The sequence below is a fragment of the Microbacterium pseudoresistens genome (assembly GCF_013409745.1).
Classification (GTDB): domain Bacteria; phylum Actinomycetota; class Actinomycetes; order Actinomycetales; family Microbacteriaceae; genus Microbacterium; species Microbacterium pseudoresistens.
Genome location: NZ_JACCBH010000001.1, coordinates 2,006,417 through 2,025,287 on the forward strand (window position 1 = coordinate 2,006,417; position 18,871 = coordinate 2,025,287).

The following is an 18,871-nucleotide window of genomic DNA, read 5'->3' on the forward strand; positions in this document are numbered from 1 at the left end:
AGGCTGGGATGTCATGAGCAGTGTGGCCCTGATCGACGACCACGAGTCGGTGCGTCTGGGATTGTCTGCTGCGCTGGACGCGGCTGATTTCACCGTCGTGTTCTCCGGTGCGGGTGTCGCGGAGTATCTGGAGCACCGGCGGCGCACGGCCTCGCGCCCGGCGGATGTCGTGCTGCTCGATCTCACCCTCGGCGACGGGACGACGGTCACCGAGAACGTCGCACGCCTCGTCGCCGACGGCTCCAGCGTCGTGATCCACAGCGTCGCCGATCGGCCCGCGGCCGTGCGCGAAGCGCTGGTCGCGGGTGCCGCGGGTGTGATCAGCAAGTCCTCTCCGCTCGACGACGTGCTCGCGGCGGTGCGCACGGTCGCGCGCGGGGATGCGCTGAACAACGTCGAATGGGCGAGCGCGATCGACGGCGACCGGGCTTTCGCGGATGCGCAGCTGGCGGCGCGCGAGCGCGAGGTGCTGCGCCTGTATGCCACGGGGCTGCCGCTGAAGGCCGTCGCCGAGCGGCTGGGTGTGGCGTATTCGACGGCGAAGGAGAACATCACCCGCATCCGGGTGAAGTACGTCGAGGTCGGCAGGCCCGCGCCCACCAAGGTCGACCTGCTGCGCCGTGCGATGGAGGACGGCATCGTGCTGCCGCCGGAGGATTCGCCGCCCGAGCCCACGCCGCCCGCGGAAGCCGTGTCGAGTGGCCCCTGAGGGGAGCCTGCGCGAGGCGTGGGAGCAGATCCCCTCTCCAGGACGGCTCGGACAGGGGCTGGAGAGCTTCGCGGGGCGCCGGATCGAGCGCCTGATCGCGATCGCGGTCGGCGTGGGCGCGCTCGCCCTCGGGGCGCAGGCCCTGGTGGCGGCCCTCAGCACGCTGCGCTTCGTGGACTTCCCCCATATCGGCACGATGCTGCTCGTGTTCGTGCCCTGGGTCGCGATGCTCGTCGCGTGCGCCGTCGGGCGCGGGGTGCGCTGGGCGGCAGGCACCTTCACGCTCGCCTACATCCTCGTGCTGATCCTGTGGCCCTTCGTCGCCGTGCACTCGGTGGCCGTGCCGAACCATCAGCCGTGGATCTTCTTCCTCGTCAACGTCGCAGGCGTCGCGGCCGTCGCCGCGTTCCCGCTGCTCGTCCAGGTGCTCTGGGCGCTGGGTGGCCCGCTGCTGTACGGCCTCGTTCGTCTCGCGCAGGGCGACTTCCAGCGCGAGTTCTGGGTCACCACGGCCTTCGATGTCTCGTTCACGTTGATCCTCGGCCTCGTGCTCGTCACCCTCGGGTGGATGTTCCGCTCGGTCGCGGCCGGCGTCGACGACGCGCGGGGTCGGGCGGTGGCCTCGTACACCGAGGCCGCCGCCACGGCGGCCCGCGAGCAGGAGCGCGTCGCCGTGGCCGCGCTCATGCACGACAGCGTGCTGGCGGCCCTCATCTCGGCCGAACGCGCAGGCACCGAGCGCCAGCGCGACCTGGCCGTCGCGATGGCGAGAGAAGCGCTCACACGGCTCGCCAATGCCGAGGCAGACGACGCGCAGGAGGGCAGCGACGATCCGGTCTCGGTGGAGCGGATCGCCGATGATCTGCGCCACGCCCTCGTGGAGCTGGATGCCGACGCCGAGCTCGACCAGTTCGGGCACGGCGCCGTGCCCGACCACGTCGCGCGCGCCGTCGCCCTGGCCGCGCGTCAGGCGATCGGCAACGCCGTGACCCATGCCGGCGGGCGCGGCCTCGCCATCGCCGTCGAAGGCCACGGCGACACCGGGATCACTGTGAAGGTGAGCGACACCGGCGGCGGCTTCGACGCCGAGCAGGTGGGGCCGGACCGGCTCGGCATCCGGGCGTCGATCCTCGCCAGGATGACCGCGGTCGGCGGCGTCGCGACGATCGAGTCCGACGGGCACGGCACGATCGTCACGCTCGGATGGTCGCGGCCATGAGACTCACCGTGCGCAGCGTCGCGACCGCCCTGGGCGTGATCTTCGCCGTGTCGTTGGCGGTGCGTGCGCTCTGGTGGACCGCGCCGCCGACGCATCCGCGCATGCTGGCCGCCACCGTGGCGGTCTTCGTGATCACGGCGGTGGTCGCGGCTCTGGCCGGTCAGCATCGACGGCTGAAGATGCCGCTGTGGACGGCGTTCGCCACGCTTGCCATCGGGGTCGTCATCCCAGTCACCGCCTGCCTCGCCCTGCCGCCGGAGTACCTGCGCGAACCCTATGCGACCTGGTACATCGGCGCCGTCGGGCTGCTCGGCGTGATCTGCATCGTGCGCGGCAGGCGCCTGTTCGGCTGGGCGCTGATGGCCGCGCTGACCGTCGAGTCGATCGTCTGGATCGGTCTGGGCGACGCACTGGGCCTTGGGCTGGTGGGCTCGTTCGTCTGGATGGTCGTCGCCCAGCTCGTGGTCACGTTCTGGCGGGCGGCGATGCGCGACACCGATCGGCTCGCCAGCATCCAGCAGGCGGCGTCGGCGTGGCAGGCGACGCAGGCCGTGCGACAGCGGGAGCGGCGCGAGCGGGTGCAGTACGCCCTGTCCGTCGCAGGACCCAGCCTCACCCGGGTGATCGAGACGCGCGGCGATCTGGCCGAGGAGGAGCGCGTCGAGGCGCGGTTGGCCGAAGGGCGCCTGCGCGACGAGATCCGCGGCGCGAACCTGCTCAACGCGGATGCGCGGGCGGCGATCGAGGCGGCGCGGCGCCGCGGCGCCACGGTGACCGTGTTCGATGAGGGCGGACTCGACGACCTCGACGAGATCGCGCGCGAGCGCATCCGCTCCGAACTCGCCGACGTGCTGCACGACGTGCCTTCGGCTCGGCTCATCATCCGCTCCGCCCGGGATGCGGAGGTCGCGGTCACCGTCGTCGGGCGCACCGCGGCGGGGGAGAGCGCCGACGACGACTCGGTGGAGCTGTGGCGCGAGATCCGTCGCACGGTGCGCGAGGCCCGCGAGCCCGATCCGCCCGAGGATGCGCAGAGCACCGACGCCTGAGCCGTGCGGACGAATGCGTCGTGACACGGAGCTCGCCCCGGTGAGGGGAGGATCTCCGGGGCGAGCGCCGAATGAGGCGAGGGGCGGCGAAGCCGCCCGCCCCTCGCCGGTGCGGAACGATTACCCGAAAATCGTCCGCGGAGACCGGTGATCGTCTGTCGACCCTGCGACAGAGATCCGGCCGAACGCGAAGCGTTGAGTCAAGTCTGACCGGCCCCGCGGCGGTTGTCTGTAGGTATTTTGGGGGACAAGCGGCTCAGCCGGTGAAGCGCCCCCACGGGATGTCGCGGCGCACGCTCGTGCGCATGCCGCGCCGGGTGAGGTTCCACGCCGACACCGGCCGCTCGGGCACGGTGGCCGCGGCCTCCTCGGCGACGTACGCCTCGGAGAGCACGGCGATGAGCGCGGCCAGCTCTTCCTCGTTCGCCGTGCCGCGCAGCACCTGGAGCTCTAGGCGCTCGTCGCGCTCGTTGTGCGGGGCGTCGCTCACAGCGGGATGTTCCCGTGCTTCTTGGGCGGCAGCTCGGCCCGCTTGGCGCGCAGCGCGCGGAGTGCCTTCGCGATCGACACGCGCGTGTTGGCGGGTTCGATGACGCCGTCGATCTCGCCGCGCTCGGCCGCGAGGAACGGCGAGGTCACGTTGTACGTGTATTCGTTGGCCAGGCGCGTGCGCACGGCGGCGACGTCTTCGCCGGCCTCCGCGGCGCGCTTGATCTCGCCGCGGTACAGGATGTTCACAGCGCCCTGGCCGCCCATCACGGCGATCTCGGCCGTGGGCCATGCGAGGTTGACGTCGGCGCCCAGCTGCTTGGAGCCCATCACGATGTACGCACCGCCGTAGGCCTTGCGCAGGATCACGGTCACCAGCGGCACGGTCGCCTCGGCGTAGGCGTAGATGAGCTTGGCGCCGCGGCGGATGACGCCCGTCCACTCCTGGTCGGTGCCGGGCAGGTAGCCGGGCACGTCGACGAGCGTGACGATCGGGATCGAGAACGCGTCGCAGAACCGCACGAACCGGCTGGCCTTCTCGCCCGCCTCGATGTTGAGGGTTCCGGCCATCTGCGAGGGCTGGTTGGCGATGATGCCGACCGAACGTCCTTCGACGCGGCCGAAGCCGATGACGATGTTCGGTGCGAACAGCGGCTGCACTTCGAGGAAGTCGTCGTCGACCACGTGCGAGATGACCGTGTGGATGTCGTACGGCTGGTTCGCCGAGTCGGGGATGATCGTGTTCAGGGTGCGATCGGCATCCGTCGTCTCCCATTCGAAGCCCGACTCGTAGCCCGGGATCTCGGCCATGTTGTTGTCGGGCAGGAAGCCGAGCAGCGTGCGGGCGTAATCGATCGCGTCGTCCTCGTCCTCGGCGAGGTAGTGCGCGACGCCGGAGCGCGTGTTGTGGGTGAGCGCGCCGCCGAGCTCCTCCATGCCGACATCCTCGCCGGTGACGGTCTTGATCACGTCGGGTCCGGTGACGAACATCTGGCTGGTCTTGTCGACCATGATGACGAAGTCGGTGAGGGCCGGGCCGTACACGGCACCGCCGGCGGCCGGGCCCATGATGATCGAGATCTGCGGGATCACACCGGAGGAACGGGTGTTGAGGCGGAAGATCTCGCCGTACTTGCTGAGGGCCAGCACGCCCTCCTGGATGCGTGCGCCGCCGGAGTCGAGGATCCCGATGATCGGCACGCCGCTGCGCAGCGCGAACTCCATGATCTTGATGATCTTCTCGCCGGCCACCTCGCCGAGCGAGCCGCCGAAGGTCGAGAAGTCCTGCGAGTACAGCGCCACGGTGCGGCCGTGGATCGTCGCGATGCCCGTGACGACCGAGTCGCCGTAGGGGCGCGACTTCTCCATCCCGAACGCCGTGGTGCGGTGGCGCACGTACTCGTCGAACTCGACAAAGCTGCCCGGGTCGGCGAGCAGCTCGATGCGCTCGCGCGCGGTCATCTTGCCCTTGGCGTGCTGCTTCTCCTTGGCCGTGGCCTCGGCGCCGACGACGGCTTCTTCGTAGCGGGCGCGCAGATCGGCGATCTTGCCGGCGGTCGTGGAGAGGTCGGGAGTATCCGTCACGCGTTCCAGACTAGCGGCGGGGTTCGCGCCGCCGTTGGATGCTCGACACAACGGGATCGCCGATCCTCTGTAGGGTGCACGCTCTTGCGGGCATCGTCGGCCGCGGGTGCTGGGTAGGGTGACCGCATGACGTTTCCCCACGCCTCCGCAGCGGCCGGCCGCCTCGAGGTCTCCGCATCGACGGGTTCGACCAATGCCGATCTGCTGGCCCACGCCGACGACGCCGAGAACTGGCCGCATCTGTCGGTGATCGTCACCCGGGATCAGCGCGCGGGCCGCGGCCGGCTCGACAGGCAGTGGGTCGCGCCGGCGGGCTCCGCGCTGGCGGTTTCGGTACTGCTGCGCGCGGGCGAGGTGCCGGTGGCCGAGCGCGGCTGGATCCCGCTTGCGGCGGGAGCGGCCATGGCAGATGCGATCGCGGCGCAGCTGCCGCACGTCGAGGTGGCGGTGAAATGGCCCAACGACGTGCTCGTGCGCGGTGCCGACGACGCGGAGCGCAAGATCTGCGGCATCCTCGCCGAGGCGCGCGGCGCGGATGTGGTCGTGGTCGGCACGGGGATCAACACGGCCATGACGGCGGAGCAGCTGCCCGTGTCCACGGCGACATCGTTCGCGGTGGAGGGCGTCGAATGCGACGAGGACCTGCTCGTGGCCGGATACCTCGTGCGGCTCGATGCGCATCTCACCGGGCTCGTCGAGCACGGCTCGGCCGTGGCGAGCGGACTGCGCGACGTCGTCGCCGTGCGCTGCTCGACGATCGGGCGCACCGTGCGCGTGCAGCTGCCCGGCGGCTCCGAGCTCGTGGGAGCGGCGACCGGGCTCGCCGCCGACGGCTGCCTCGTCGTGCGCGACGCCGACGGCGAGCATCCCGTTGCCGCGGGCGACGTCGTGCACGTGCGTCCGGCGTGAGTCGCGCCTCCTCTCCGGCGGACACGCGAGCCCGCGGGCGCCGATGTCGGCGGCGCGGGGGACAATGAGGGCATGACGCAACCGGTGGGGCTCGGCGGACGGCCCATGATGCCGCCGCCCGGAGCGCCCGCGGAAGAGCGGCTGATCGCCCGGTTCCACGGGCACGCGCGCCACCTGTTCTGGTCGGCGCTCGTGCTCGTCGCCGTGTGCGGCGCCGTGGGGTACTTCTACGACAACCTGCCCGCGCCGTTCGAGAACTGGATGCTCTTCGCCGCTGCAGGGGTCATCGTGCTGTTGCTCGTCGTCGTGCCCTTCCTCGTCTGGCTCTCGCGCAGCTACGTCATCACGACGCGCCGGGTCATCGCGCGCCGCGGCATCGGATCGCGGCACACCAGTGAGATGTCGCACGCCCGCGGCTACACGATCGACGTGCGCCGCGGCATCCTGCAGCGCATGAGCCGTGCCGGCACGGTGATCCTCTCCAACGGCGTCGACGCGCCGCTGAGGCTCAGCGACGTGCCCTACGTCGGCCTGGTGCACGAGACGCTCGCCGATCAGATCGAGGTCGGCCAGATCCTCGCGCACCGCGACGCCCAGGCCGCCGCCGACTGAGCATCCGCCTGTCGCAGACGGCTGCGGAGTACGGAAGAATGGGTGCGACGAACGGAGTCCGGATGGCAGTGCGCGTGGGTGTGATCGGCGGCGGACAGCTGGCCAGGATGATGATCGCCCCGGCGGTCGAACTGGGGCTCGAGATCAGCGTTCTCGCCGAGGCCGAGGGGATGTCGGCCCAGCTCGCCGCCACCCGGGTCGGCGACTACCGCGACCTCGAGACGGTGCGGGCGTTCGCGAACGAGGTCGACGTGATCACCTTCGACCACGAGCACGTGCCGCAGGAGGTGCTGCGCGCCCTCGTCGCCGACGGCATCGCCGTGCATCCGGGGCCCGATGCGCTGCAGTTCGCCCAGGACAAGCTCGCGATGCGCGCGCGCCTCGCCGAGCTCGGCATTCCCCAGCCGGACTGGGCGCGGGCGGCGGAGCCTTCGCAGCTGCAGGAGTTCCTCGACGAGCACGGCGGCCGCGCCGTCGTGAAGACGCCGCGCGGCGGCTACGACGGCAAGGGTGTGCGGGTGGTCTCCGATGCCGCCGACGCCGCCGACTGGTTCGCGCGACTCGAGCCGGGGGACGCGCTGCTCGTCGAAGAGCTGGTGCCCTTCGTGCGCGAGCTGGCGCAGCAGGTCGCCCGTCGGCCCTCCGGCCAAGCCGTGGTCTATCCGGTTGTGGAGACCGTGCAGCGCGACGGCGTGTGCGCCGAGGTCATCGCACCCGCTCCCGGCGGCAACGAGAAGCTCGAGGAGGTCGCCGCGCGGATCGGGCTGCAGATCGCCGACGGCCTCGGGGTCACCGGAATGCTCGCTGTGGAGCTGTTCGAGACCGACGACGAGCGCATCCTCGTCAACGAACTCGCCATGCGCCCGCACAACAGCGGACACTGGAGCCAGGACGGCGCCGTGACGAGCCAGTTCGAGCAGCACCTGCGCGCGGTCGCCGACCTGCCGCTCGGCGACCCGTCGCCGCGGTCGTCGTGGACGGTGATGGTGAACATCCTCGGTGGGCCGTCGGACGCAGACCTGATGGGCAGGGTGCCCGCCGCGCTCGCCGCAGCGCCGTCGGCGAAGGTGCACACCTACGGCAAGGATCCGCGCCCTGGGCGCAAGGTCGGGCACGTGAACATCGTGGGCGACGACCTCGACGACATCGTCTACGAGGCGCGTTCGGCGGCCAGCCGTTTCGACTGAGGACGTGCCCCGCACGTCGCCGCGTTTCGCGCGCCGCGCCCGGGTTCTCCCAGGGCGCGACCGTACGCTGGGGGCGTGACCGAGACACTGCACTCCTCCGCCGCGCCCCTCGTCGGAGTCATCATGGGCTCCGACTCCGACTGGCGTGTGATGAGCGATGCGTCGCAGGCGCTCACCGAGTTCGGCATCGCCCACGAGGTGGAAGTCGTCTCCGCCCACCGCACGCCTGACAAGCTGCTCGCCTACGGACGCGAGGCGCGGGCCAGGGGTATCCGGGTGATCGTGGCCGGGGCCGGGGGAGCCGCGCACCTGCCCGGCATGATCGCCGCCGTCACGGCGCTTCCGGTGATCGGCGTCCCCGTGCCGCTTGCCTATCTCGACGGCATGGACTCGCTGCTGTCGATCGTGCAGATGCCCGCGGGCATCCCGGTCGCCACGGTCTCCATCGGAGGGGCCCGCAACGCCGGACTGCTCGCCGCCCGCATCCTCGGCGCCGCCGATCCTGCGCTCGCCGACCGCGTCGAGGAGTATGCGCGAGAGCTGCAGGCTCAGGTCGAGGAGAAGAGCACGCGCCTCAGGGCCTCCCTGAACGGTCAGGACGCAGAGAAGGGCGACGCGCGGTGACGATTCTGCGCGAGCCGCTGGCGTCGGCGCGCGGCGCCGTGCGCGCACCGCTCATCCAGACGCGCCCGATGCGGCATCCCGACACTTCCTCGCCGGCGGCGATGACCAAGCGCGGCTGGTGGCTCGTCGCGCTGAACGTGCTCATCCCCGGCTCCGCCCAGGTGCTCGCGGGCAACCGTCGACTGGGCCGTTTCGGGCTCGGCGCGACGATCGCGCTCTGGGTGCTCATCGCACTGACAGCGCTCACCGCACTGCTGTGGCGGCAGGGCCTGCTGTGGCTCACGGTCGGCGGCGGATGGGTGTCGTGGCTCGTGCTCACCCTCGCCCAGGTGCTGCTGATCGGCTACGCCCTGCTGTGGATCGTGCTCACCCTCGACGCACTGCGGCTCGTGCGACTCGTGCGGGTCAAGCCGTATGCGAAGATCGCCATTCCTCTCGTCGCGCTGCTCGTGGCCTCGCTGCTCGGCGGCGGGGCGGCCTACGCCGCCGGCGTGGTGGGCACGAGCCGCGGCGCCATCACGACGCTGTTCGGCAGCGGCGGACCGAGCCTTCCGCCCAGCGACGGGTACTACAACATCCTGCTGCTCGGCGCCGACAGCGGCGAGGGGCGCGACTCCATGCGCTTCGACAGCATCTCGGTGGTGTCGGTCAACGCCGACTCCGGCGCGGTGACGATCACCGGCATCCCGCGCGACATGCCCGGCTTCCCGTTCGCCGAGGGCCCGATGCAGGAGCTGTACCCCGACGGGCATTCCGGGCACGGCGATGAAGAGTGCGGGTGGAGCAGCGGCATCAATCAGCTGCGCACCGAGGTCGAGGTGTGCCGCAACGGCATCGACGGCGAGGGGCTGTACCCCGATGCCTCCACGCACGGCTCCGAACCGGGTGTGGAGGCCACCAAGGACGCCGTGGAAGGGATCCTCGGCATCGAGGTGCCGTACTTCGTCTTCATCGACATGCACGGTTTCGCCGCCCTCGTCGATGCCCTCGGCGGTGTGGACATCACTGTCAGCGAGCGTCTGCCCATGGGCGGGGGCCCGTCGTACGAGGGCGAGCCGGCCGAGGACTGGGCGATCGGCTGGATCGAGCCCGGTGAGCAGCACATGAACGGCGACACCGCGCAGTGGTACGCGCGTTCGCGGTACACGACCAGCGACTTCGACCGGATGCTGCGCCAGCGTCAGCTGCAGCAGGCGATCCTCGCGCAGTTCACACCGCAGAATGTGCTCAGCCGATTCCAGGACGTCGCGAACGCGGGCACAGCGATCGTCGAGACGGATCTTCCGCAGGACAAGCTGCCGGAGTTCTTCGAGCTGCTGCTCAAGGCGAAGGAGCAGCCCGTGACGACCATCGAGCTCACCCCCGACAACGGGGTCGACGAGTACGAGCCGGACTGGGCCGACATCCAGCAGCGGATTCAGACCGCTCTGCACCCGCCGACGCCGACCCCCGCGCCGGAGGGCTGAGCGCCGGAGAGTTGAGGGGTCAGGCTCACCGGTCGCAGGTGAGTGGGGTGCGTGCGACCTCGACGGCGGAGGGCAGCGGGGTGTGCCAGGCATCCGTCAATCGCACACCGGCGCCCTTGCCGCGGAAGTCCGCCGTGAGCACCGTGCTCTCGCCGGGCGCCAGGAGCACCGAGAACTGTTGCACGGCGCGTTCGGCGAGCATCGTCGACCGCACGTCGTCGTCCTCGCCGTCGCGATCGTGGCCGGCGGCCTCGGCGTCTTCCGGGCCGACGACGGCGATGAGGGTGCGTGTCTGCCCGGGCGCGAGCTTCGGATCCGTGCCGCCGGTGACGATCGGCGGCAGCGCATCGGCCGCATCTGCGGGGGCGTCGTTGGTCCACGCGACCGTGACGCGTGTGGTCGGCTCGCCGCGGCACACGCCCGTCGAGACGGTGATCGCGGCGTCGGCGTACGCATCCAGCTTCCCTCCGGTCGCGTCGTCGAACAGCACGCCCACGTGCGAGCGGTCGCCGGAGTCGTTCGGGATCGTGCCGCCCAGCCAGGAAGCGGCGAGTGCGCGCTGCTCGTCCTCGTGCGCGCTCCAGATGCGGATGCGCCCGTCGTCGGCCGATCGCGCGAGCGAGGCGAGCACGGGTTGCGGGTCGGCCCAGAGGGCCTCGGAGAACAGTGTGGCGGCGACCTGCACCATCAGCGCATCGTGCGCGGCGGGATCCGGCACGGCCGTGTAGCTGTCGACGAGCAGGGTCTTGCGGGCGCTGTCGGCATCGAGGGTGAGCGGGGGCACCTCGATCGTGTCGAGGGCGTCGAGGAGGTTCGCGACGACGACGGTGTCGACGGCGATCACCCCGTCGACGGGGTAGCCCCAGCGCTGCAGCCACATCTGCGCGATGACGGGCGCGGCCTCGGCGAAATCCGGGATGCTCGTCGCATTCGCCAGCACCGTGCCCGGTGCATCCCCATACAGCGCGGCGACCCCCTCCGAGACGGCCAGTGGAGCGCCCAGAGGGGCGAAATCGCGGGACGAGGCCTGGCCGATGAGCGTGATCTGATTGTTCTCCGCGCGCACCACGAGGAGGGCGCCGATGGCGCCGCCCGTCGAGCGTGCCTCGGCGTTGTCCTCCACCGCGATGACGTATTGGCGGGGCCCTTCGGCGCCGAGCATCGAGGGCAGCAGGGCTGCGGCACCGTGCAGAGCGCCGACCGTGGCCGAGGCCTGCGTGAGGGTGTCGCGCAGGCTCTGCACGGCGTCGGCGAGGGGCGGGAGCGTCGCTGCGGCATCGATGCGGTCGGCGCGATCCTCGGCGCGGGCGAGTGCCGTCGCGGCGGTCTGCAGCGGCGCCTCGGCGTCGGCGAAACCGGAGAGGTCGATGCTTCCGCCGGCCAGCCCGAGTCCGCCGAGGTCGAGGTTCTCGGTGACGGAGACGATCGGGGTCAGCGCGTCGCCGGCGACGTCAGCGGCGACCTCGGCGACCTCGCGCGTCGCGGTGAAGCTCTCGCCGAGCCACGGGACGAACTCGAACGCGCGCCACACCGGATCCGAGGTCAGCTCGCGGGCGGATTGCGCGTGGGAGCCGATGCGCCGCGCGAGCGCGGGCACGCTGTCGAGTTCGCCTTCGCCGATGTCCTCCTGCAGCGTGGCCGTGGTCGACGAGACGCTCTTCAGCTCGTCGGCGGCGCCGATCCCACGCACCAGCACCCATGCGACGGCGAAGAGCAGGGCGACCACGATCACCGCGATCGTCACGCCGATCCATCGTCGTCGGGCAGGCAGGCGACCGTCGCTCATACCGGCATTCAAGCATGCGCGAGACGCGACGTGCCTGCAGGATGACCGCTCGCGACATCGTTAGGCTTTCCGCATGGCTCAGCTGCGACTCGTCCTCGACCAGCTCGTGTCGCCCGTCGACAGCGATCTCGCCGACGCCTCGCGGGCGCTGCTGGGCGGCCTCGTGCGCACCGCGCCGAGCGGATGCGACGTCGCGGCGATCGTGCCCGCGGGCGAGGGGGAGGAGCTCCCCGGAGTCTCCGAGGTGCGGCGGCTCCCGTTGGCCCGCAGGGAGCTCAGCGCCGCCTGGCAGCTCGGAGTGGCCAGGGGCGTCGGTGCGGGCATGATCCATTCGCCGACGCTGCTGGCTCCGCTCGTGCGCCACGACCGCGTGCACGACCACGACCAGATCGTGCCGACGGTGTGGGATCTGCGGGCGTGGGAGGATCCGGAGTCGCTGCCGCGCGCCGTCGTGATGGCGCAGCGCGCGCTGCTGCGCCGCGCGGTCAAGCACGCTGACGCCGTCGTCGTGCCCACGCACTCCCTCGTCGACCGGCTGTCGTCGATCGCGCGTCTGGGCGACCGCATCCGCGTGATCCCCGGAGCCGCGGCACCGGAGGTGCTCGTCGGTGCCGACGCCGCCCAGCGTCGTGCTGACGCGGGCGTTCCCGCGGAGCGGATCGTGCTCGCCGGCGATCCCGCCACGCTCGGCGCCGGGTTCTCCGCCGTGGCGGCGACCGGCCTGGACGCCGTCGTGCTCGACGTGCGCGAGGGCGGCGAGCCCGAGGTCTCCGAGATCGCCTCCATCGCGGGACTCCCCGAGGCTCGGCTGCACGTGCGGGGTCGCCTGTCGGCCGCCGATCGGGCGGCCGTGCTCGGCGGAGCCGCCGCCTTCATCGCCACAGACGACGCGGGGCGGTGGCCGTGGCGCCTCGTCGAAGCGATGGCGCTGTCGGTGCCCGTCGTCGCCGCCGATTCCGATGTGCACCGCGATGTGCTCGCCGACGGCGGCATGCTCGTCGCGGCGCACGACATGCGCGATGCGGTCGCCGAGGCGACGACGGATGCACGCGAACGGCTCTCCGTGCTCGCTCAGGACCGTGCGCGCGGCTTCTCCTGGGAGGGCGCCGCCGATCGGGTGTGGGCGCTGCACGCCGAACTGTGACGCATCGTCGCGCGGCGCGATAATCGCGCGGCTGCGCGCGTGTCCGTGCGTCGATCCGGGGTTTTTCGGCGACACTGTTCCCATGTCTGCACGTACCCGGGCCCGACGACGCCCGCTCACGCCCGGGCATTGGGGCGTCGCCGTGGCCCTCGCGGCCGTGCTCGCCGTCCTGCTCGTGCCGATCGGCAGCGCGCCCGCGCAGGCCGCCGACGCATCCGCGGCGCGCTCGGCGGCAGCGCCCTTGGGCACGGCATCCGCATCGGCGCCGGTGGGCGACGCGGCCGCGTCCGTGCGCCCCGCGACGCTCGAGGGGTTCCGCGCGGGCAACATCATCTCCGACGCGACTCTTCTCGATTCGAGCACGATGACGGCTGCTCAGATCGATGCCTTCCTGCGCAGCAAGGTCTCGTCCTGCCAGCCGGGCTACACCTGCCTGAAGGACTTCCACATCAACTCCGTCAACCGCCCGGCCGACGCGTACTGCAACGGGTACACGGGAGCGGCAGGCGAGTCCGCGGCGTCGATCATCTATCGCGTCTCCCAGTCGTGCGGCATCAACCCGCAGGTGTTCCTCGTCATGCTTCAGAAGGAGCAGGGGCTGATCACGCACACCTGGCCGAGCCAGTGGCGCTACGACTCGGCGCTGGGGCAGGGGTGTCCCGACGACGCCGCGTGCGACCCCGACTTCGTCGGCTTCTTCCACCAGATCTACGGCGCGGGCCGCCAGCTGAAGATCTACATGGAGGGCCGCTACTTCCAGTGGTACGCCCCCGGGAACACGTGGAACATCCGGTACAACCCCAACATCGCGTGCGGGAGCGCGCCGGTGTACGTCGAGAACGCGGCGACCGCTTCGCTCTACTACTACACGCCCTATCAGCCCAACGCCGCGGCGCTCGCGGCCGGATACGGCGAGGGCGACGGATGCTCCGCCTACGGCAACCGCAACTTCTACAACTACTTCACCGACTGGTTCGGCTCCACGCAGGGCGCGGCGAACAACCCGTTCGGCAACCTCGAGCTCGTGCGCGCCATCCCGGGCAAGTTCGAGGTGTCGGGATGGGTGATCGACCCCAACACCAGCGATCCGCTGTCGGTGCACGTCTACGTCGGCGCCAAGAGCGCCGCCTTCACGGCGAACCTGGACCGGCCCGACGTCGGGGCCGCGTACCCGGCTTCCGGCAGCAAGCACGGTTTCACCGCGACGATGCCCGCAGATGCCCCGGGAAACACGAATGTGTGCGTGTACGCGATCAATGTCGGCCCCGGTGCGAATGTGCTCATGGGGTGCACCACGGTGGCCGCTCTGACGGGATCGCCCGTCGGTGCGCTGGAGAGCGCGACGGTGTCGAACGGATCGCTCGAGATCAAGGGGTGGGCGCTGGACCCGGATACGGCCTCGCCGATCGCCGTGCACCTCTACTACGACAGTTCGGCGGGCGCCTACGTCGCTGACAAGGAGCGCACTGACCTTCCCGCGGAGTACGCGGTGTTCGGAACCAAGCACGGGTTCTCCGCCACGATTCCCGTCGGTGCGGGCGAGCACAACGTCTGCGCCTACGGGATCAATGTCGGCTCGGGCGCGAACGTCGAACTCGGCTGCATGAAGGCGACCGCTCCGGTGGACACGATCCAGGAGAAGGGCCGGGCGCCACTGGGCGCTATCGACACCATCACGGTGTCGGGCAAGACCGCTCAGGTCAAGGGATGGGCGCTCGATCCTGATACCGCTGCATCCATCAAGGTTCACATCTACGTGGGCGGGGCGAGCGCGCAGTACTCCGCCGACAAGCCCCACGATGGCGTCGCGCAGCAATACCCGGCATATGGCGCAGCGCACGGATTCGATGAATCGGTGACGATTCCCGCCGGGACGACGACGATCTGCGTCTACGGCATCAACACCGGTCCGGGTGGTCACGCTCTTCTCGGATGCCAGCAGGTGACCGCGGGGTCGACGCTTCCGGAACTCGGACGTCCTCCGTTCGGCGCGTTCGACGCGATGAGCGTCAGCGGCAACACCGCGACGGTCAGCGGCTGGGCCATCGATCCCGACACGGACGCGCCGATTGCCGTCCATCTGTACGTCGGCTCGTCGAGCGCGGCATATCGTGCGGACAAGCCGCGACCGGATGTCGCAGCGGCGTATCCCGGCTACGGTGAGGCGCACGGGTTCACCGAACAGCTCACGGTCCCGAACGGCACGACTCCGATATGCGCATACGCCATCAACTCCGGACCGGGCGGACATACGTTCCTCGGTTGCCGCAACGCCACCGTGACAGCCCCGGTCGTCGACCTGGGACGGGTTCCCTTCGGCAACTTCGAGGCGGCGATCTCCGATGGCTCGAACATCCTGGTCGGGGGGTGGGCGATCGATCCCGACACGACCGATCCGATCTCGGTGCACATCTACGTGGACGGGGCGAGCGCGGCCTACCGTGCGGACAAGGACCGCCCGGATGTTGCAGCCTTCTACCCCGGAATGGGCGTGCAGCACGGAATCAGCGAGACCATCCCCGCGACGCCGGGAGCGCACAACGTCTGCATCTACGCGATCAACAACGGCGCGGGCGGCCATGCGCTGCTCGGCTGCCGCTCGGTGAACGTCGCCGTCGCCGCGCAGTAGTCTGCGCCGACAACAGAGCGTCCCGACCTTCACCGCGAAGGCCGGGACGCTCTGGCGCGTGCGGCGTCAGTCCGCGTCGCGCAGGTAGTCCTGCAGGCTTAGGCGCGCGTCCTCCGGCGTGTAGCCGGTCGCTGTGAGTCGCGACAGGTCGAGGACGCTGTTGGCAGGGCGGGGCGCGATCGGACCCGCCGCGGAGGCGTAATAGTCGGCCGTGGAGACCCCGGTCACCCGCGCCGGGTCGTGGCCGGTGAGCGCGTACACCTCGCGGGCGATATCCGCCCACGAGCCCGTCTCGCCGGATCCCGTGAGGTTGTAGACGCCGTGCGTCGCACCGCTGTCGAGCAGATGGCGGATACCCCGGGCGATGTCGGGGGTGAAGGTGAGGCGCCCGATCTGGTCGTCGACGACGGCGGGGTCGACGCCCTTCTCGGCCAGCGCCGCCATCGTGCGGACGAAGTTCTTGCCCTCGCCGATCACCCATGACGTGCGCACGATGTAGTGCCGTGGAACGGTCGCCACGATCGCGTCGCCGGCGGCCTTGGTCTGCCCGTAGACGCCCAGCGGGCGCACGGCGTCATCCTCCGTGTACGCGCCATCCTTCGTGCCGTCGAAGACGTAGTCGCTGGACACGTGCACGAGCGTGATGCCGTTCTCCGTGGCGATGCGGGCGAGCGTCGCCACGGCGGTCACGTTCGCCGCCCAGGCGTCGGCCCTGCCCTCGGCCGTCTCGGCGGCGTCGACGGCGGTGTGCGCGGCGGCGTTGATGATCGTGCCGTAGTCGCGCCAGCGCCTTGCGGTGGGCAGCCCGGGGTCGGTGAGGTCGAGCGCGGTCCGATCGGCGTACTCCACAGTGTCCGACTCGCCGTACAGGTCGCGCAGCGCCCGGCCGAGCTGACCGCCCGCGCCGAGCACGAGGGTCTTCCTGGGCGGGATCGGGGTCACCTCGGCCAGTCGCGGATGCGCGAGATCCTTCGCTGAGATCTCCACGTCCGCCAGAGCGATGGGCCACTCGATGGCGGCCGTCTCATCGGCGAGGTTGAGGAAGGAGTACGCGGCCTCGGGCGACCAGTGATCGTTCACGAGGTACGTGTACGCGGTGTCGGGGGCGAGCGTCTGGTACGAGTTGCCCACGCCGCGGGGGACGAAGATGGCGCGCGACGGGTCCAGTTCGATCGTGAAGACCTCGCCGAAGGTGTCGCCTTCGCGCAGATCCACCCACGCGCCGAAGATGCGCCCGGTGGCCACCGAGACCCACTTGTCCCACGGCTCGGCATGGATGCCGCGCGTGGTGCCGACCGCGTCGTTGAACGAGATGTTGTTCTGCACGGGGCCGAAGTCGGCGAGTCCCAGTGCGGTCATCTTCTCGCGCTGCCAGTTCTCCTTGAACCAGCCGCGGCTGTCCCCGTGCACGGGCAGCTCGAACACGACGAGTCCGGGGATCGGGGTCTCGATGATCGAGAGGGGCTTTCCGAACATCCCGGCTCCCTCGTTCTCGGCCGGCACGGTCACTGCCCCTTCGAGGCGTAGAAGGCCTCGGTGGCGTCCTTGGCGGGCGCCCACCATGACTCGTTGTCGCGGTACCACTGCACGGTGGCGGACAAGCCCGCCTCGAAGTCTGCGAACTGCGGCTGCCACCCCAACTCGGTGCGCAGCTTGGTGGAGTCGATGGCGTAGCGCAGGTCGTGACCAGGGCGATCGGTGACGTGGTCGTACGCGTCGCGGGGCTGTCCCATCTCCTCGAGGATCCGCTCGACGACGTCTTTGTTGCTGCGCTCGCCGTCGGCGCCGATCAGGTAGGTCTCGCCGATGCGGCCCTTCTCCAGGATCGTCAGCACGGCCGAGGAATGATCGTCGGCGTGGATCCAGTCGCGCACGTTCTCGCCTGCGCCGTAGAGCTTCGGGCGGATGCCGCGGATGACGTTGGTGATCTGACGCGGGATGAACTTCTCCACGTGCTGGTACGGGCCATAGTTGTTCGAGCAGTTCGAGATCGTCGCCCGCACGCCGAAGGAGCGCACCCAGGCGCGCACGAGCAGGTCGCTGCCGGCCTTGGTCGACGAGTACGGGGACGACGGGTTGTACGGGGTCGACTCCGTGAAGCGCTGCGGGTCATCGAGCTCGAGATCGCCGTACACCTCGTCGGTGGAGATGTGGTGGAAGCGGCGGTCGTGCGCGCGCGCCGCTTCGAGCAGCGTGTACGTGCCGATGATGTTGGTGTCCAGGAACGGACGCGGGCTGTGCAGCGAGTTGTCGTTGTGCGATTCGGCGGCGTAGTGCACCACGGCATCGACGTCGGCGAAGAGCGTGTCGACGAGTTCGGCGTCGGCGATGTCGCCCTGCACGAACCGCACGCGGTCCTCGGGCAGCCCGTCCAGGGACGCGCGGTTGCCCGCATAGGTGAGCTTGTCCAGCACGGTCACGTGGTGGTCGGTGTGCGCCACGACGTGGTGCACGAAGTTGGAACCGATGAAGCCGGCGCCGCCGGTGACGAGCAGTCTCTGCATGGCTTCCAGGGTACTGGGAGCCGCCTGGGAACCCGTGCGCCCATTTGGCGGGCGCCCGCGCATCCTCCAGACTTGATCCATGCGCGGAATCATTCTCGCGGGCGGCACCGGCTCGCGCCTGCACCCGATCACGCTCGGCGTCTCGAAGCAGCTCGTGCCGGTCTACGACAAGCCGATGATCTACTATCCGCTGTCGACGCTGATCCTCGCGGGCATCCGCGACATCCTCATGATCACGACCCCGCACGACGCGGAGTCGTTCGAGCGCCTGCTCGGCGACGGATCGCGCTTCGGCGTGTCGATCACCTACAAGACCCAGCCCTCTCCCGACGGGCTCGCGCAGGCGTTCGTGCTCGGCGAGGAGCACATCGGCTCGGACTCCGCCGCGCTCGTGCTAGGCGACAACATCTTCTACGGCCAGGGAATGGGCACGCAGCTGCGCCAGTACACCGACCTCGCCGGCGGCGTGGTATTCGGCTACTGGGTCGACGACGCCTCCGCCTACGGCGTGGTCGAGTTCGACGATCGCGGCAACGTCGTCTCGCTCGAGGAGAAGCCGGCGCAGCCCAAGAGCAACTACGCCGTGCCCGGGCTTTATTTCTACGACAACGACGTGATCGAGATCGCCAAGGGGCTCGAGCCCTCGCCGCGCGGCGAGTTGGAGATCACCGACGTCAACCGCGCCTACCTCGAGCGCGGCGACCTCAAGGTGCAGCTGCTCACCCGTGGCACGGCCTGGCTCGACACGGGAACCTTCGACTCGCTCGCTGAGGCGACCGACTTCATCCGCACCGTCGAGAAGCGCCAGGGGCTCTCCATCGGCTGCCCCGAAGAGGTGGCGTGGCGGATGGGCTTCCTCACCGACGACGAGCTGCGCGAGCGCGCCGAGCCGCTGGTCAAGAGCGGCTATGGGGCGTACCTGCTCAAGGCCCTCGCACAGGGACGCTGAAACGCCGCGTT

General features: G+C 70.4%; 16 protein-coding genes. 11 read left to right on the forward strand and 5 right to left on the reverse strand.

All coding sequences use genetic code 11. The features are described from left to right. Positions 1 to 13: 13 nt before the first annotated feature. From BKA02_RS09945 to BKA02_RS09955, 3 genes are read left to right on the forward strand one after another with little or no spacing between them, the layout of a single operon-like run. Positions 14 to 709: a response regulator transcription factor gene (locus BKA02_RS09945; RefSeq protein ID WP_179433643.1), complete on the forward strand. Its 696-nt coding sequence runs from the start codon at positions 14 to 16 to the stop codon at positions 707 to 709. Beyond that, positions 699 to 1,928, forward strand: coding sequence for a sensor histidine kinase (locus BKA02_RS09950; RefSeq protein ID WP_179433645.1), 1,230 nt, complete (start codon positions 699 to 701; stop codon positions 1,926 to 1,928). The genes BKA02_RS09945 and BKA02_RS09950 overlap by 11 nt, the downstream gene beginning before the upstream one ends. Beyond that, positions 1,925 to 2,977, forward strand: coding sequence for a hypothetical protein (locus BKA02_RS09955; protein WP_179433647.1), 1,053 nt, complete (start codon positions 1,925 to 1,927; stop codon positions 2,975 to 2,977). The genes BKA02_RS09950 and BKA02_RS09955 overlap by 4 nt, the downstream gene beginning before the upstream one ends. Positions 2,978 to 3,233: 256 nt before the next feature. On the opposite strand, the gene BKA02_RS09960 is transcribed toward BKA02_RS09955, so the two are convergent. Both BKA02_RS09960 and BKA02_RS09965 read right to left on the reverse strand, forming a co-directional pair. After that, positions 3,234 to 3,467 (reverse strand): acyl-CoA carboxylase epsilon subunit, encoded by a 234-nt coding sequence (locus BKA02_RS09960; RefSeq protein WP_179433649.1) that lies wholly within the window; start codon positions 3,465 to 3,467, stop codon positions 3,234 to 3,236. Continuing rightward, complete coding sequence (locus BKA02_RS09965) at positions 3,464 to 5,050, reverse strand: acyl-CoA carboxylase subunit beta (protein ID WP_343045390.1); 1,587 nt, start codon at positions 5,048 to 5,050, stop codon at positions 3,464 to 3,466. Before BKA02_RS09965 ends, BKA02_RS09960 begins: the two co-directional genes overlap by 4 nt. A gap of 126 nt (positions 5,051 to 5,176) precedes the next feature. Between BKA02_RS09965 and BKA02_RS09970 the strand changes: the two genes are divergently transcribed. From BKA02_RS09970 to BKA02_RS09990, 5 genes are all read left to right on the forward strand, one after another. Then, positions 5,177 to 5,959, forward strand: a complete 783-nt coding sequence (locus tag BKA02_RS09970; RefSeq protein WP_179433651.1) for a biotin--[acetyl-CoA-carboxylase] ligase — start codon at positions 5,177 to 5,179, stop codon at positions 5,957 to 5,959. A gap of 72 nt (positions 5,960 to 6,031) precedes the next feature. Further along, on the forward strand, positions 6,032 to 6,571 hold the full coding sequence (locus BKA02_RS09975; RefSeq protein WP_179433653.1) for a PH domain-containing protein: 540 nt from the start codon (positions 6,032 to 6,034) through the stop codon (positions 6,569 to 6,571). Between the two features lie 62 nt (positions 6,572 to 6,633). Beyond that, the gene (locus BKA02_RS09980) at positions 6,634 to 7,758 is read left to right on the forward strand and encodes a 5-(carboxyamino)imidazole ribonucleotide synthase (RefSeq protein ID WP_179433655.1); all 1,125 of its coding nucleotides are present in this window, start codon (positions 6,634 to 6,636) and stop codon (positions 7,756 to 7,758) included. A gap of 123 nt (positions 7,759 to 7,881) precedes the next feature. After that, a complete protein-coding gene (gene purE / locus BKA02_RS09985; RefSeq protein WP_179435378.1) occupies positions 7,882 to 8,382 on the forward strand; it encodes a 5-(carboxyamino)imidazole ribonucleotide mutase in 501 nt (166 codons plus the stop codon). Further along, the gene (locus tag BKA02_RS09990; protein ID WP_370467863.1) at positions 8,379 to 9,848 is read left to right on the forward strand and encodes an LCP family protein; all 1,470 of its coding nucleotides are present in this window, start codon (positions 8,379 to 8,381) and stop codon (positions 9,846 to 9,848) included. The genes purE and BKA02_RS09990 overlap by 4 nt, the downstream gene beginning before the upstream one ends. A gap of 25 nt (positions 9,849 to 9,873) precedes the next feature. Here the strand turns inward: BKA02_RS09990 and BKA02_RS09995 are convergent, their stop codons facing one another. After that, on the reverse strand, positions 9,874 to 11,634 hold the full coding sequence (locus BKA02_RS09995; RefSeq protein WP_179433657.1) for a DUF4012 domain-containing protein: 1,761 nt from the start codon (positions 11,632 to 11,634) through the stop codon (positions 9,874 to 9,876). 73 nt (positions 11,635 to 11,707) lie between these two features. On the opposite strand from BKA02_RS09995, the gene BKA02_RS10000 reads away from it, so the two are divergent. Together BKA02_RS10000 and BKA02_RS10005 are read left to right on the forward strand one after the other, a co-directional pair. Continuing rightward, positions 11,708 to 12,778, forward strand: a complete 1,071-nt coding sequence (locus BKA02_RS10000; protein WP_179433659.1) for a glycosyltransferase — start codon at positions 11,708 to 11,710, stop codon at positions 12,776 to 12,778. Positions 12,779 to 12,860: 82 nt separating this feature from the next. Continuing rightward, entirely contained in the window at positions 12,861 to 15,407 is a 2,547-nt protein-coding gene (locus BKA02_RS10005) for a hypothetical protein (RefSeq protein WP_246286010.1), read from the forward strand. 66 nt (positions 15,408 to 15,473) lie between these two features. On the opposite strand, the gene BKA02_RS10010 is transcribed toward BKA02_RS10005, so the two are convergent. Together BKA02_RS10010 and rfbB are read right to left on the reverse strand one after the other, a co-directional pair. Next, entirely contained in the window at positions 15,474 to 16,883 is a 1,410-nt protein-coding gene (locus BKA02_RS10010) for a sugar nucleotide-binding protein (RefSeq protein ID WP_179435384.1), read from the reverse strand. Between the two features lie 29 nt (positions 16,884 to 16,912). Next, complete coding sequence (rfbB, locus tag BKA02_RS10015; protein WP_179433661.1) at positions 16,913 to 17,911, reverse strand: dTDP-glucose 4,6-dehydratase; 999 nt, start codon at positions 17,909 to 17,911, stop codon at positions 16,913 to 16,915. A gap of 79 nt (positions 17,912 to 17,990) precedes the next feature. Between rfbB and rfbA the strand changes: the two genes are divergently transcribed. Next, positions 17,991 to 18,860, forward strand: a complete 870-nt coding sequence (gene rfbA / locus BKA02_RS10020) for a glucose-1-phosphate thymidylyltransferase RfbA (RefSeq protein WP_179433663.1) — start codon at positions 17,991 to 17,993, stop codon at positions 18,858 to 18,860. The last annotated feature ends 11 nt before the right edge of the window (positions 18,861 to 18,871 follow it).